Source organism: Marinobacter mangrovi (assembly GCF_016798325.1).
Taxonomy (GTDB): domain Bacteria; phylum Pseudomonadota; class Gammaproteobacteria; order Pseudomonadales; family Oleiphilaceae; genus Marinobacter_A; species Marinobacter_A mangrovi.
The window spans coordinates 225,578-240,737 of record NZ_JAERVO010000006.1; the positions used below are offsets into that span (position 1 = coordinate 225,578).

Below are 15,160 nucleotides of genomic sequence, written 5' to 3' on the forward strand. Positions count from 1 at the left end.
CATGCCTGATTTTATTATTCAATGGCTGAACACCCACGATGTGTTCACCGCCACCACCATGCTGCACTACTGGGATGGTCTGGTGACGACCGTGCAGTTGGTGTTCCTCTCGCTGCTGATCGGCCTGATTCTCTCCGTGCCGCTGGCGATCCTGCGCACCGTGCGCAATCCGTTCGTTTCCGGCCCGGTGTGGCTGTACACCTATATCTTCCGGGGCACACCGCTGCTGATCCAGCTGTACATCATCTACTACGGCATTGCCCAGATCGAAGGCATCCAGGAAACTTTCTGGTGGACGATCTTCAAGGATCCGTTCTACCCGGCCCTGCTGGCTTTCGTGCTCAATACCGCGGCCTACACCACGGAAATCATCCGCGGCGCCCTCGAGGCGACCCCGCATGGTGAAGTGGAAGCGGCCAAGGCCTATGGCATGTCCTGGTTCATGCGCACCCGTCGGATCATCCTGCCCAGCGCGGCCCGCCGTGCCCTGCAGGCCTATTCCAACGAGGTGATCTTCATGCTGCACGCCAGCGCCATCGCCAGCGTGGTGACCATTGTCGACCTGACCGGCGCGGCCCGGGATATCTATTCCCGTTTCTACGCCCCGTTCGACGCTTTCATCGCCGTCGCGCTGATGTACATGGCCCTGACGTTCACCATCATCTTCGTCTTCCGCCAGCTGGAAAAGCGAATGCTGCGACACCTCAAACCGCTGAGCTGAGTACGCCCTCATGTCAGTGCGCAACACCCTGTTCGACGGCGAGCCGGACTGGCTCGCCCATACTCTTTCCCGGGCCGGCCAGACGTCAGTCCCTGTGACCACCCGCCTGCCGGACGGTGCCGAAATCCGGCGTCTGGACACCGGTATTCTGGAGCTGGTCCCGGCTGCGGCGGATGACCGCCGGCTGATCATCTCCGCCGGCGTTCACGGCAACGAAACCGCCCCGATCGAAGTGGTCAATGGTCTGCTGAATGAGCTGATCAGCGGCCACTGGACCATCGGGCGCCGGACGTTGCTGATCCTGGGGAACCCACTGTCGATGGTCGCCGGTGACCGGTTTGTGGACCACAACATGAACCGGCTTTTCAGCGGCGCCCACGCCAAGGCACCCTACGCGGGGTCGCCCGAGGCGGAGCGCGCTGCCCTGCTCGAACAGACCTGCCGGGACTTCGTGGGTGATGCCGACACCGTTACCCACTACGACCTGCACACGGCGATTCGCCCCTCACTGCGGGAGAAGTTCGCGCTCTACCCGTTTGTGGAAGGCCGCGAGGTGCCGCAGGAGCAGTGCGATTTCCTGCTGGAAGCGGACGTGCATACCCTGCTGCTGCAGCACAAGTCGGGTACGACCTTCTCGTCCTTTTCGTCCAGCCATCTGGGTGCCGAGAGCTTCACCATCGAGTTGGGCAAGGTCCGGCCGTTTGGCCAGAACGACCTGCTGCGCTTCAAAGGCATCGAAAGCGCCCTGCGCCGCCTGTTCCGGGACGAACCCGCGCCCACACCGCCAAACGCCGACGAGCTGGCCGTGTTCGAAGTGGTGTATGAGATCCTGAATACCGGGGACGATTTCCAGTTCCACGTACCGGACGACATCGCCAACTTTACGCCGTACCAGCCCGGTACCGTCATCTGGGAGGATAGCGAGACCCAGTACAAGGTGGGTGACGTGCCAGAGGCGATCATCTTCCCGAATCGGAATGTGCCTGTGGGGCAGCGGGTTGGGTTGTTGGTGCGGGAGAAGTCCTGACTTCAGTCTGCCGATACCTTCTGGGGCCTGTCGGCCCCATCGAGGCGAAAGCGTCGGCTACATTGTCCCTATAACTCGAGCGTGTAGCAGACGCTTCAGCTTCTGAGGCGCCCCGGCCTCAACACCGGGCCTCCTGAAGCCTCACCATTGAACGCCAGCAGCCCTACAGGCTGCTCCGAAGCTAAAGCGTCGGCTACATTTTTCCTCTAACTCGAGCATGTAGCAGACGCTTCAGCTTCTGAGGCGCCGAAGGTGCCCTGGACTCAACACCGAGCCTCCTGAAACCTCATCATTGAACGCCAGCCCGTAGGTTGGGCTGACGCAGGAAGCCCAACAACCCAGTCTTGCAACCAATTTCTCCCATTCCAAAGGAGCCCGAACTACTGTTTGAGAGCCTATGCATCAAGCAGATTCCGCGATAGCGCAAACATCCGGCGCATGCTCATTGTTGGGCTTCCTGCGTCAGCCCAACCTACGCCTCAGCGCTATCCCGGAATTCTCGCCTCTTCCATCGCCACCACCGGCCCACGAATCACCTTCACACACAGCGCCGGCACCACCAGCAACGTCAGCACCGTGGAGGCCAGCAGGCCGGAGATGATCGCCCAGGCCATCGGCGGCCAGAGCGTGGAGCTGGAGAACGCCAACGGCAGCAAACCCGCTACCGTCGTCGCGGTGGTGAGCAGGATCGGCCGGGTGCGCTGCTCCACCGCCAGCCTTACCGCATCGCGAATCGGCTGCCCGGCTTCCAGTTGCCGGTCCATCACATCCAGCAGCACGATGGCGTTGTTCACCACAATCCCCACCAGCGCGATCACGCCCAGTAGCGACTGGAAGCCGAACGGCGAACCGGACAGCACCAGCCCCGGGAAAATACCCACGGTCGCCAGTGGTACCGTCAGCAGGATGATCCCCACCCGCTTGAACGAGTTGAACTGCAGCAGCAGGAAGAACAGCAGCAACAGCACACCGATCGGCGCGGTGGTCAGGATGGCGCTGTTGGCGTCCTTGGAGCCCTCGGCGTCGCCACCGTACTCCATCCGCGTGCCCGGTGGCAGCGGATGGGTTTTCAGGTAGCCTTCCAGTCCGCCCAATGCCTGGCTGAAGCTGTAACCGTTTTCGAGATTGGCCGTAACGGTATTCACCCGAACGCCATTGCGCAGGTAGCGCGCTGCCGGCTCCCAGGTGGTGTTGACGGTGGCTACGGCGGACAACGGCACCGCCTTGCCCTGGGCCGTATAAACGTTGATCGACAGCAGGCGGCTTAGGGACAGATCGGTGCCCTCGCGGGAGCGCAATACCAGCGGGATCGGATCGTCCTCCTGCCGGTACTGCTCGGCCACCATGCCGAAGCTCTGCCCATAGAGGCTGCGCGCCACATCGGCCCGCGAAATGCCATAACGGGCGGCCACCGCGTCGTCCACATTGATGCGCACGCTGGGCACACCGGGATCGAGATCGTGGCGGACACCCACCGCGCCAGGCGCTTGTCTCAGACCGGCATAGACGGTTTCCACAGCCTGAGCGCGCACGCTGTCATCCGGGTGAGACAGGCGAACCTCCACCGGCGCCACGCGGGGCGGCCCCTGCCCCAGAATGCCGACCGTCAGATCGGCTTCCGGCAACGCCTCGGCGGCGTATTCCCGAATCCAGTGCACCAGTCCGGTGGTTTGCGCCAGCGTTTCTGTCTTGACCACCAGGCGCCCGCGATTCGGCGCCTGGGGCGCGCGCCGTAGATTGTAGTAGAAGCTCGGACCGGTAAAGCCCACAAAGCGATGCACGTTGACCGTCTCCGGGCGGCTGCGAATCGCTCGCTCCAGATCCGCGGCCACGGTCGCGGTTTTGGCCTGGTCCGTGCCTTCGGGCATGTACAGCTCCACGACCACCCGCGGCCGGTCCGCATTAGGGAAGAACTGCTGCTTGAGAAATGGCGTCAGCGCCATGCTCGCAACGACCATCACGACACCACCCAGCACCAGCCAACCCGGCGCCCGGGACACCAGTCCGCCGAGCACGCGGGCCAGCCCCGCCAGTCGATCCGCCCTGACCTGTTTCCGCGGCTTGAGGAAACGCGCCGCCAACAGGGGCACGGCCGAAATCGCCAGCAGGTAGCTGACCGACAGGGTCAGCATGATCATGACCGGAATGCCGCGGGTGAAATCCGCCGTGCCACCCTTGGACAGCAGCAGCGGCGCAAATGCGGCCAGCGTGGTGCCGGTCGACGCGCCCAGCGGTCCCGCCAGTTCTTTCACTGAACGAACGAGCGCCTCCATACGGGCGACGCCCTCGTCCAGCAGCGTCTGGATGTTCTCCACAATCACGATGGCGTTGTCGATCAGAATACCCAGGGAAATCACCATCCCGATCACCGCGATCTGGTGCAGGATGCCGCCACCCAGGTCATACAGCCCGATGCTGATCAGCGTGACCATCGGCAGGATGGTCGCCACCAATAATCCCATCCGCAGCCCCATGCCGGTAAAGACCACGGCGATGATGATCAGGACGGAGAACAACAAGCTCCAGGCCAGGTTGTCGAGGCGGTCCTGGACCTTGTCCGGCTGGAAGAACATTTCCTGGATGGTGTAGGGCGCGAATGCCGGCTTCAACTGGGCCAGGCGCTCACGCACCCGCTCGCCAAAGCGGATGGCGTCGGTCTTGCCCTCTTCCAGCATGATGTTGACCAGCACCACCCGCTCGCCGTCATCCCAGGTTTCCGGCTGCCGGGGTTCGGCGGGGCCGCGCCAGATTTCAGCGGCGGATGCCAGCGGCACCTGGGAACCGTCCGGCAGCTCGATCGGCGTGGCACGAATGGCATCGAGATTGCCGAACTCGCTGTTCGGCAATATGGAGATCCGCTGGCCGTCCACCACGAGGAAGCCCCCGGGGATCACCTGGTTGCGCTGGGCCAGCGTTTCCAGCACCCGTGACGGCGACACCCCCAACCGGTAGAGCGCTGCGTCGTCCAACGCCAGGGTAATCTGCTCGTCGGCGTCCCCTTCCAGTTCGATGCGGGACACGCCGGGAATATCCAACAGGTTGTTCTTGAGCTTTTCCGCCTGCTCGCTCAGCTCGGTCACCGACGGCGAGCCGCCTACCGCCAGCACGATGGAGGGGATGTTGATCAGCCGATCTTCCAGGTTCATGGTGCCGACGCCGTCCGGGAAATCGTGACGGGCCCGCTCCATGGCCTGGCGCACCCGATCCCAAGCGGCGTCGGTGTCGTAGATGGTGTCGTTGAGGCGGATATTGACCACCGCCACGCCGGTTCGGGCGGTGCCGGAGGCGAAGTCGACTTCCTCAACCTGGCGCAGCTCGTCCGCCAGCGGCTCCAGCACCAGCCGCTCCACCGCGTCGGCGTTGGCGCCCGGATAGCTGACGGTCAGCAGCCCGGCCCGGTGCGGGAAGGACGGGTCTTCCTGCCGGGGCATGGTGTTGTAGGCGGCTATCCCCAACAGGCAGAGCATGGTCACCACCATGCCCAGCAGTCGGCGGCACCGCATCAGCCGGCCCATCATGGCAGGATCTCCAGGGCATCACCCGGCGTCACCCGCGTCATGCCGGCGTAAACCACCTGATCGCCCGCTTTGAGCGTGCCATCAGCGAGAATCGCGTGTTCGCCCATGATCCGCCGAACCGCCACATCCACCCGTTCAGCGGTGGGCCGATCGCCATCTTCGGCTATACGAAACACGGAGGTGCCGGTGGCCGAGCGCATGACAGAAAGTAGCGGCACGGACAGCAGAGAAGCATTGGGCGAAGCGATGCCGACTTCCACCGGCGCGCCCGCCTCCAACTCGCCGTCCGGCAGGTTGACCATCACCGCATGCAGCTCCCCCCGCAGGCCGCTGGGCTGGGCGATTTCACTGACCGTACCGGTTACGGGTGCCTGGTCCCGTCGCTGTACAGACCAGACCTGTACCGGTTCATTCAGCGTCACCTGATCCAGCAAATAGGCCGGAACCCGAACCTCCACTTCCATCCCCTTGGGCGCAGACAGGCGCGCGACCGGCTGACCAGCGCCGACAAATTCGTCGGCTTCCACCAGCACCGCCTCAATGCGGCCATCGAACGGCGCTTTCAGCGTGCTTTCGGCGACCATCCGCTCGGCCTCGGCCAGGGATGCCCGGGCGGTGGACACGCTGGCCTTGAGCGCATCCCGCTTGGCTTCGAGCTGCTCCAGGGTTTGCTCCGAGACCACACCCCGTTCAAACAGACGCTGGGAACGTTTCCACTCCCGGCCCGCCTGGTCGAGCTGGGTCTGCAGCTCCTGCAGGCGCGCCCTGGCGGAATCCCGGGCCGGTTCCAGCCCCGGGTTGTAGAGATGCGCCAGCACCTGCCCTTGTGTCACCCGCTGCCCTAACTCCACCGGGCGCTCCCGGATCGTACCGCTCACCTGGAACGTCAGCGTCGCTCGCTGGCGCGCCTGGACAATGCCCGCAAAACGCAGCGGCTCGGCCTGGTCCGCCGTGATACTGACAGGGGCGGCACGCACGCTGACGGACGTATCCGGCGCTTCGGGCGCGCCAACCGACTCGGCACAGCCACTCAATCCGGCGGCGACCGCCGTCATCAGCAGAGCCAGGAAAGGAAGGGAGAAACGTCGGGCGGTGGTATTCATCGTGATCACCAGTGGGCTGAAGCCCGGATTCCTTCCGGGCGAATGTTGAACGGGGTATCCATTAAATTTGCAATCGGTCATGACCTGAACGATCTTTTAAGACATCATGTCATTCTTTGACACTTTGTCAACGACTAGAATATGAATAAAGTCCCTGCATGGATCAGAGCGGTATGACACCGCTCCAGGCAGTCAGAGAGGATCCGGTTTTATGAGTGACCTGCAGGCAAGGCGGGAACGGGAAAAACAGCAGCGACAGGACGCCATCCTGGACGCAGCGGAAACCATGTTTGCCGAGAAAGGCTACGAGCGGACGTCCATGGACGAAATTGCCCGCACCGCGAGCCTGAGCCGGGCCCTGCTCTACGTCTATTTCAAGGACAAGGCCGCTATTCAGCGAGGCATTATGCTGCGAGCGGCCGAACGGCTACGGGTGCGGTTCCGGGCAGCTCTGGAGGCCGGTGAAACGGGCCTCGATAAGATCCGCGAAATGGGTACGTCCTATTACCGTTTCTGGCAGGAAGAGCCCAACTATTTCGATGCCCTCACCCGGGCCACCACCGCCATGCAGGATGCCGACGCCGACGAGACGGAACAGATGGTGGGCTGCGAGATGCAGACCATGTCATTGATGGTGGAGGCCCTGAACGCCGGGATCGAAGATGGCAGTATCGATGCCGCCCAGGTGAGTGATTGCTTCCAGACCGCGCTCTACCTGCGTGGCGCCCTGCACGGGGTGATCATGATGTGCCAGCAGGAGATGGGCGAGGACGGCCCGCTGGCGACATACCCCAGCGATTCGCTGGTGCGGCATACGATGGAGATGTTGGTGCGGTCGATCAGGGCTTGATGGTGAAGGGAGATCTGGCGCCTTCGGAGGCATCCCCCTCTCCCCAACCCTCTCCCTCCAGGGGAGAGGGAGCATCATCTCGAGTTGCCGGTTTGCACAGCCCTAGCCCCTCTCCCCTGGAGGGAGAGGGGCTAGGGGAGAGGGGGGAGAAGCCAAGAAAAGGCCTCTCAGGCTATAACCCCAAGCTGAATCACCGCTGGAAATCGTAAATCGATCCCAACCCCAGAATCCCGGTCAGTTCGTCCAACGCGTGACGACACTCATCCAGCAGCATCGGATCGGCCAGGTCGTCCTGGGTCAGCTCGTCCCGGTAGTGCCCTTCCACCCACGTGGTCAGGCGTTCGTACAGGGCGTCGTCCATCAGCACGCCGTCGTGCATGGCCTTGAGTTCGTCGTCGGTCAGCACCACCCGCAGACGCAGGCAGGCGGGGCCGCCGCCATTGCGCATGGACTGCTTCACGTCGAACACTTCTACCGCCTTGATGGGGCCACCCTGGGCCACCAGCTTGTCGAGGTAGCGGCTGACGGACTCGATCTCACGACACTCGCCCGGCACCGCCAGCAGCATGGAGCCGTCTTTCTGGGTCAGCAACTGGCTGTTGAACAGGTAGGAACTGACCGCGTCGGCCATGGGCACCTCGTCGGTGCTCACTTTTACCGCCTGCAGTTCGGCCCCTTTCAGGCGCGCCTGCACGTCGGCCAGGACCTGGGCTTCGTTGAGGAAGGCCATGTCATGGTAGAACAGCACGTTGCCGTTGCCTACCGCGATCACGTCGTTGTGGAACACGCCGGCATCAATCGCATCCGGATTCTGCTGGGCGAACACCGCGCGCGCGTCGCTCAGGCCGTGCAGCCGGGCAATAGCGCGGGACGCTTCCAGGGTCTGGCGCGCCGGGAAGCGTTTGGGCGCCGGCGCCGACTCGTCAAACGCCTGCTGGCCGTAGACGAACAGCTCCACCCCGGGATCGCCGTAGGCGCCACACAGACGCGTGTGGTTGGCCGCGCCTTCGTCACCGAACTGGCTGATCGACGGCAGTGCCGGGTGGTGGGCGAAGTAGGCTTCGTCCGAGAACATCGACTTCAGTGCCCGACCGGTCACCTCATGCTCGATGGAGCGATGGAACTTCGCGCCCAGGTTCGCTGGGGTGAAGTGTACCCGGTGGTCGTGGGTATCGGCGCTCGGGGATACCGTCGCTGCGTTGGCGGTCCACATGCAGGAGGCGGACGACACGGCCGCCAGGATCACCGGATTTTCCTTCGCAGCCTGGGACAGGATCTCACCGTCGCTGCCGGTGAAGCCCAGCTTGCGCAGGGTCGGGATGTGCGGCCGCTCGTGCGGCGGCAGGATGCCCTGCACGAAGCCGCGATCCGCCAGGGCTTTCATCTTCGCCAGGCCCTGCAGCGCCGCTTCCTTTGGATTGGACACGGCACTGACGTTGGATTTGGAGGCCACATTCCCCCAGGACAGGCCCGCATAGTTGTGGGTCGGTCCGACCAGACCGTCAAAATTGGCTTCAGTGGCGTGTTGGGTCATGAAAACCTCACAAAATTCGTCTGGGTTGTTCTGTGCCGATCAGGCGCAACGCAGGTCAATATCAATGTAGCCGACGCTTCAGCTTCGGAGGGGACGTCAGTCCCCCGATACAACCCGGCAGGCTTGCGCCTGCTCCGAAGCTAAAGCGTCGGCTACACGCACCAAAGGCCTTACTCGAAGCTCAGGCCCGGGGCCAGGGACTCCGGCATGGTGTTCTTCTCGGACTCGAGCGACGCCATCGGCCACGCACAGTAATCCGCCGCGTAGTAGGCACTCGGGCGATGGTTGCCGCTGGCGCCCACACCACCGAACGGGGCCGCACTGCTGGCGCCGGTCAGCGGCCGGTTCCAGTTGACGATACCGGCGCGGACTTCCTCGGTGAGGCGCTCGTACAGGGCGCGGTCGTCGGTCAGGATGCCGGCAGAGAGGCCGTAGCGGGTGTCGTTGGCGATCTCTAGCGCTTCATCGAAGCTGCTGTAGCGGATCACAGTCAGCAGCGGACCGAAGTGCTCTTCGTCCACGCGGTCTTTAATGTCAGTGACGTCGACGATGCCCGGCGACAGCAGCGCGGTGCCCTCTTCCAGGCGACGCATTTCCAGCAGCGACTTGCCGCCTTTCTCGATCAGGCTGGCCTGGGCGTTGAGCAGGCCGTCGGCCGCCGCAACAGACACCAGGGCGCCCATGAACGGCTGCGGATCGGCGTCGAAACGACCGACCTGGATCTTGCTGGCCACCTCGACCACGCGATCGACAAAGCGATCACCCGCTGTACCTTTCGGCACCAGCAGACGACGCGCGCAGGTGCAGCGCTGGCCGGCAGACAAGAAAGCGGACTGGATGGCGTTGTGAACGGCGCCGTCCAGGTCGTCGATGCCCTGCACGATCAGCGGGTTGTTGCCGCCCATTTCCAGCGCCAGGATTTTCTCCGGCTGGCCGCCGAACTGCTTGTGCAGCAGGTGACCGACGTTGGAGCTGCCGGTGAAGAACAGGCCGTCGATGCCCGGGTGGCTGGCCAACGCGATACCGGTGTCCTTCTCGCCCTGCAGCAGGTTGATCACGCCGTCCGGTAGGCCGGCTTTCTGCCACAGGCGCAGGGTCAGCTCGGCCACGGCCGGGGCGATTTCGCTCGGCTTGAAGATGGCCGTGTTGCCAGCCAGCAAAGCCGGGACGATGTGACCGTTCGGCAGGTGGCCCGGGAAGTTGTAGGGGCCGAACACGGCAACCACGCCGTGGGGACGGTGGCGCAAGACGGCCTGACCGCCCGGGACTTCATTGGCGCTGTAGCCGGTGCGATCTTCATAGGCCTTCTTGGAGATGGCGATCTTGCCGATCATGGCGCCCACTTCGGTGCGGGATTCCCACAGCGGCTTACCGGTTTCCAGGCCGATGGTGTGGGCCAGCTCTTCCTTGTTGGCTTCCAGTTCCTTGCCGAACGCTTCGACAATGGCCAGACGCTCTTCGAAGGTCTTGCGGCGCCAGGCCGGGAAAGCGGCACGGGCAGCGCGTACGGCGGCGTCGACGTCCTCAACATCGGCGCTGTGGCCTTCCCACACCGCGTCGCCGGTCACCGGCTGGACGGATTCCAGGGCCGGGCCGTGGCCGGTCAGCCATTTGCCATCGATGAGGACTTCTCCGGTCAATTTAACAGTCATAGCAAACTCCTGAATTCGGTTACTTGGCGGTGCGGTTTTCTTTGAGCGGTGACAGGCGCACCAGATCGCCGGACGACACCTGCAGGGCATCCGCCACTTCGGCGGGCATGCTCACGGTATCCGGCTTGATGCAGCTCTTCGGCAATGTGGTGACCCGGAAATCCCGGAACGAGCGGTTCGAGACCATCACCCGCTCTTCCGGCGGCACGTCCAGGTTGACCGGCTGCCGCGAGACCAGCACGTGACGCTTCACACTCTCACGCGCCGTACGCACGTTGTGGATAAACGCTTCCACCACGGGACCGCCGTCGAAGATGTCGCACAGTCCGTTGAAGTTGAAGCCTTCGGCCTGCAGCATCCGCAGGGCCGGTTTGGTGTTGTCGTGGACTTCACCGATGACGGCCCGCGCCGGTTCCGGCAGCAGGGGCACATAGATCGGGTACTTGGGCATCAGCTCGGCGATGAACGACTTGTTGCCCATGCCGGACAGGAAGTCGGCCTCGCTGAAGTCCATGTCGAAGAAGCGGCGACCCAGCGCGTCCCAAAGCGGACTGCGGCCGTTCTCGTCGGACACGCCGCGCATCTCGGCGAAGACTTTCTCCGAGAAGAACTCGCGGAAGTCGGCCATGTACAGGAAACGGCAGCGGGACAGCAGCAGGCCGTTGCCGCCCTGGCGATGGGTGTCCGACAGCAGCAGCGAGCAGATTTCGCTGGTGTCGGTCATGTCGTTGGTCAGGTGCAGGGTCGGCGTGCGGACGTGGACGCCCAGCTCCCGTGAGGCGTTCACGGTGGTGCTCAGGCGGTAGTTGTACCAGACCTCATCCAGCCCGACCCGGGCCTCGATACCACTGATACCGACGCACTTCTTCTGCTCGGTGTCTTCCAGGGCGAACAGGTACATGCCCGCTTCCGGGGCGCACCGTTCGTTGAAGGTGTCTTCGGCCCGCGCGATCTTGCGGGACAGGAGATCACGGTTCGGCGGCAGGGAGGTCAGCCCTTTGCCGGCGCCTTCCGCCATATCGTGCAGGTCTTCCAGGTCACCCTGATTGAGGGGGCGAATCAGCAACATAACAATCTCCTCTCCTTACAGGGCCACCAGGACCAGGTCGTCGCCGTCGCTGACACCCAGCTGATCGGCGATGGTGGTATTCAGGCGCACCACGTCGCCCAGGCCGTCGCTGACGTTGGTCAGGGAACAGCGGAAGCTTTCACTGTCGCCGTTGGCTACGAGGTAACGCACACCCCGGCTGCCCTCACCCCGGCGCGCGGTCTTGTTGCGGCGGCGGGTGATCGAGGTCAGCTCGTCAGTCCGGGCTTCCAGCACCGGGCCACCGTCGAAGATGTCGATGTGTTGGCTCACGCGGAACCCTTCACGCTCCAGCAACTGACAGGTCCGTGCGGCGGCCTCGTGCGGCTCGCTGATGGCGGCCTGGGCCGCATCGGACAGCAGCGTCACGTAGATCGGGTTGGGCGGCATCAGCTCGGCGATGAACGTCTTGGTCTTCACGCCGGAGTAGTAATCCGCCGTGGCGAAATCCATGTGGAAAAAGTGACGCCCCAGGCTGTCCCAGAACGGCGCGTCGCCTTCCTCGGTCTGGACGCCCTGGATTTCCACCACCACGTCGTCGGAGAACCGTTCGCGATGACGGTCGATGAACAGCAGGCGCGAGCGGGACAGCAGCTCGAAGGCTTCGGTATCGCGCAGCTCCGGATCGATGGTGAACGAGCACAGCAGCGTCTTGCCGGTGAGCTCGTGGGTCGGATACAGCACGGCCACGCGCTTGGCCACATCCAGTTCGTGGGAGGCGTGGATCAGCTCATCGCGGCGGTAGTTATAGAACGGCTGGCTGTTGCCGGCGCGGGCGTCGATACCGGCGGTACCGTGGATGCGGCCGGTGTCGGAGTCCTCCAGCACGAACAGGAAACGCTCGCGATCCGCCAGCGCGGGATCACCGGCCAGGGAACGCTGCGAATGATCAATTTTCTCGCTCAGCTTGTCCCGGGATTGGGGCAGCGTCGAGACCCGGGCACCGTGAGCCGTTGCCAGCTTTTCGATACCGGCCAGGTCTTCGTGGCGAGCAGGACGGACAATCCACATGAGAGGTAACTCCTGTGATATGCCCGGAGACGGGCCCCTTTTGGGAGCCCGCCACCGGATTCATTAACCGGCGATTTTGGCGACAGCGCGTTCGAAGCGAACCAGGGCCTCGTCGATGTCGGACTCGGGGATGATCAGCGAAGGCGCCAGACGGACCACGTTGGCACCAGCCACCAGCACCATCACGCCCTCTTCCAGGCCGGCATTGAGGAATTCCTTGGCCTTGCCCTTCCATTCTTCGGTGAGTACACCGCCGAGCAGCAGGCCAGCGCCACGCACCTGTTCGAACACGCCGTATTGTTGGCCGATCTTTTCCATGCCTTCGCGCAGGCGCTTGGAGCGTGCTTCGACGCCCTTGAGCACGTCCGGCTGGCTGACGATGTCGATGACGCGCTGGGCGACTGCACACGCCAGCGGGTTACCGCCGTAGGTGCTGCCGTGGGTACCGACACCGAGGCTTTCGGCGATCTTGGCGGTGGTCAGCATGGCGCCGATCGGGAAGCCGCCGCCGAGGGATTTGGCGGTGGAGAGGATGTCCGGGGTCACGCCGTACATCTGGTAAGCATAGAGGTGGCCGGTACGACCAACGCCTGTCTGGACTTCATCGAACACCAGCAGCGCGTTGTGTTTGTCACACAGCTCGCGCAGGCCTTCCAGGAAGGACTGCTCGCCCGGCAGGATGCCGCCCTCGCCCTGGATCGGCTCGACCACGATGGCGCAGGTCTTGTCGGAGATCAGCTTCTCGACGCTGGCCAGGTCGTTGAAGTCGGCGTGGTGGATGCCTTTCGGCGCCGGCTCGAAGCCTTCCAGGTACTTGGGCTGACCGCCGACGCTGACGGTGAACAGGGTGCGGCCGTGGAAGCTGTTCTTGAACGAGATGATTTCGTTCTTCTCGCCACCGAAGTGCTGCCACGCGTAGCGGCGTGCCAGCTTGAAGGCCGCTTCGTTGGCTTCGCCGCCGGAGTTGGCGAAGAACACACGCTCGGCGAAGGTCAGGTCGCACAGGGTCTTGGCCAGGTGGATGGCCGGCTCGTTGGTCATGACGTTGGACAGGTGCCAGATCTTCTCGGCCTGGCTGGTCAATGCGCCCAGCAGGCCCGGGTGGGCGTGGCCCAGGGACGTCACGGCGATACCGCCGGCCAGGTCCACGTATTCCTTACCTTCCTGATCCCAGACTCGCGATCCTTCGCCACGAACGGGGATGATCTTGCCCGGCGCGTAGTTGGGGACCATCACGTCATCAAACATTTCTCGGGTAATGGAAGGTGTTGTCATAAGAGCCTCGTTGTTGGGTGTTGGCAGAAACTGGCAACGAGTCTAGACGGGCGCCACCCATGTCGCTTTCAGGAATGCGACCCGGCCATTACAGGATTGCGACCTGACAAATAACGATGAGTTCGCAGAAAAATGTAGCCGACGCTTTAGCTTCGGAGGGCCCGCCAGGGCCCCAGCGTCTTGCAACACGGTCTAATCGAAGCCAACAAGCTTTGGAGTTAACGTCAGAGATCAGAGTCTCTGGTAGGTTGGGCTGACGCAGGAAGCCCAACAAGCCGGGCTTGAGGCCATTCCCATCCAAGGGTCGCCAAGCCGGTTTTTGACAACCCATGCTCCAAGCCTGTCCCACGGTAACGGGAACGTCCGGTGCCCGCTTATTGTTGGGTTTCCTGCGTCAGCCCAACCTACGGGACTCGGAGAATTCGCTGTTGAATGAAGCCCGGACTCAGACCTCGCGATCTTCTGACGGCGTCAATCCGAAGGCATTACGGTAGGTGGTGCTGAAATGCGCCCCTGAGGAAAAGCCGCAGGACAACGCAATATCCGTCAGGCTCAATGCACTGTTACGGACCAGTTCGCGGGCACGATCCAGTCTGATCTTGAGGTAATAGCGGGACGGGACGGTGTCGAGATACTTGCGGAACAACCGCTCCAACTGGCGCCGGGACAGGTTCACGTGACCGGCGATGTCGTCACCGGACAGCGGTTCTTCGATGTTGGCGAACATCAGGTCGACGGCCTCGGCCAGGGCCGGCTGTTCGGCGCGGGTGGCCTGATCGAGTTCGGCGCCACCACCAAGCTCCGGCTCCCCGACCCGTTCGCGGACAAACCACTGGGCCAGCGCCTCGGCCACATCACGGCCCAATTCGCGACCGATGGTCCAGATCATCAAATCCTGTGCTGCCGTAGCGCCGCGACAGGTCAGGCGATTGCGATCGACGCAGAACACGTCTTCGGTCTGGCGAATGGCCGGAAAACGCTCGCGCAGCTGTGACGCGGGCAAACCGTGCAGCGCCGCGCGATAGCCATCCAGCAAACCCGCTTCCGCCAGTAAAAGACCACCGCTGGCAAGGCCGCCCACCATCGAGACGCCGTCGGCGTGATGATTCAGTTGCTCGACGAAATCGTCGGGCAATTCGCGCGGCGGCGCATGCCCGCCCACCAGCAACAGCCAATCCAGAGGTGGATCGCAACGATCAAGGGGGGTCTGGGGAATCGGCAGGCCGGAACCGAAAGCGGCGCCCAGGCCCAAATGCTCGATGGAGAAACACGTCTCGCCCAGCAGACGGTTGGCCGCCTGCATCGGTTCGACCGCGGCCGCGTAGGTCAGTGCGGAGGCACCCGGCAGCAACAACAATCCAACACGCAGCGACAAGCAGTTC

At 63.5% G+C, this 15,160-nt stretch carries 11 protein-coding genes; 3 read left to right on the forward strand and 8 right to left on the reverse strand.

Translation table 11 applies throughout. The annotated features are described in order from the left end of the window. Position 1 precedes the first annotated feature (1 nt). Positions 2-721, forward strand: a complete 720-nt coding sequence (locus JL474_RS17715) for an ABC transporter permease (RefSeq protein WP_123635360.1) — start codon at positions 2-4, stop codon at positions 719-721. A gap of 10 nt (positions 722-731) precedes the next feature. Then, positions 732-1,748 carry a succinylglutamate desuccinylase gene (gene astE, locus JL474_RS17720; protein WP_203143117.1) on the forward strand — a complete coding sequence of 339 codons (1,017 nt, stop codon included), beginning with the start codon at positions 732-734 and terminating at the stop codon, positions 1,746-1,748. Positions 1,749-2,233: 485 nt separating this feature from the next. Here astE and JL474_RS17725 read toward each other — a convergent pair whose 3' ends face one another. Beyond that, the gene (locus JL474_RS17725; RefSeq protein WP_203143118.1) at positions 2,234-5,266 is read right to left on the reverse strand and encodes an efflux RND transporter permease subunit; all 3,033 of its coding nucleotides are present in this window, start codon (positions 5,264-5,266) and stop codon (positions 2,234-2,236) included. Further along, positions 5,263-6,369, reverse strand: a complete 1,107-nt coding sequence (locus JL474_RS17730) for an efflux RND transporter periplasmic adaptor subunit (protein WP_203143119.1) — start codon at positions 6,367-6,369, stop codon at positions 5,263-5,265. The genes JL474_RS17725 and JL474_RS17730 overlap by 4 nt, the downstream gene beginning before the upstream one ends. Positions 6,370-6,580: 211 nt before the next feature. Here JL474_RS17730 and JL474_RS17735 point away from each other — a divergent pair, with 211 nt between their 5' ends. Continuing rightward, positions 6,581-7,219 (forward strand): TetR/AcrR family transcriptional regulator, encoded by a 639-nt coding sequence (locus JL474_RS17735; RefSeq protein ID WP_203143120.1) that lies wholly within the window; start codon positions 6,581-6,583, stop codon positions 7,217-7,219. A gap of 190 nt (positions 7,220-7,409) precedes the next feature. Here the strand turns inward: JL474_RS17735 and astB are convergent, their stop codons facing one another. The 6 genes from astB to JL474_RS17765 all read right to left on the reverse strand — a co-directional run bounded on the left by astB (position 7,410) and on the right by JL474_RS17765 (position 15,153). Then, complete coding sequence (astB, locus tag JL474_RS17740; RefSeq protein WP_203143121.1) at positions 7,410-8,753, reverse strand: N-succinylarginine dihydrolase; 1,344 nt, start codon at positions 8,751-8,753, stop codon at positions 7,410-7,412. Positions 8,754-8,923: 170 nt separating this feature from the next. Then, positions 8,924-10,405 (reverse strand): succinylglutamate-semialdehyde dehydrogenase, encoded by a 1,482-nt coding sequence (gene astD / locus JL474_RS17745; protein WP_203143122.1) that lies wholly within the window; start codon positions 10,403-10,405, stop codon positions 8,924-8,926. A gap of 19 nt (positions 10,406-10,424) precedes the next feature. Further along, the gene (gene astA / locus JL474_RS17750) at positions 10,425-11,474 is read right to left on the reverse strand and encodes an arginine N-succinyltransferase (protein WP_203143123.1); all 1,050 of its coding nucleotides are present in this window, start codon (positions 11,472-11,474) and stop codon (positions 10,425-10,427) included. A 15-nt stretch (positions 11,475-11,489) separates the two neighbouring features. Continuing rightward, a complete protein-coding gene (locus JL474_RS17755; protein ID WP_123635352.1) occupies positions 11,490-12,503 on the reverse strand; it encodes an arginine N-succinyltransferase in 1,014 nt (337 codons plus the stop codon). A gap of 63 nt (positions 12,504-12,566) precedes the next feature. Beyond that, positions 12,567-13,778, reverse strand: coding sequence for an aspartate aminotransferase family protein (locus JL474_RS17760; RefSeq protein WP_203143124.1), 1,212 nt, complete (start codon positions 13,776-13,778; stop codon positions 12,567-12,569). Between the two features lie 445 nt (positions 13,779-14,223). Then, positions 14,224-15,153 carry a GlxA family transcriptional regulator gene (locus JL474_RS17765; RefSeq protein ID WP_203143125.1) on the reverse strand — a complete coding sequence of 310 codons (930 nt, stop codon included), beginning with the start codon at positions 15,151-15,153 and terminating at the stop codon, positions 14,224-14,226. Positions 15,154-15,160 lie beyond the last annotated feature (7 nt).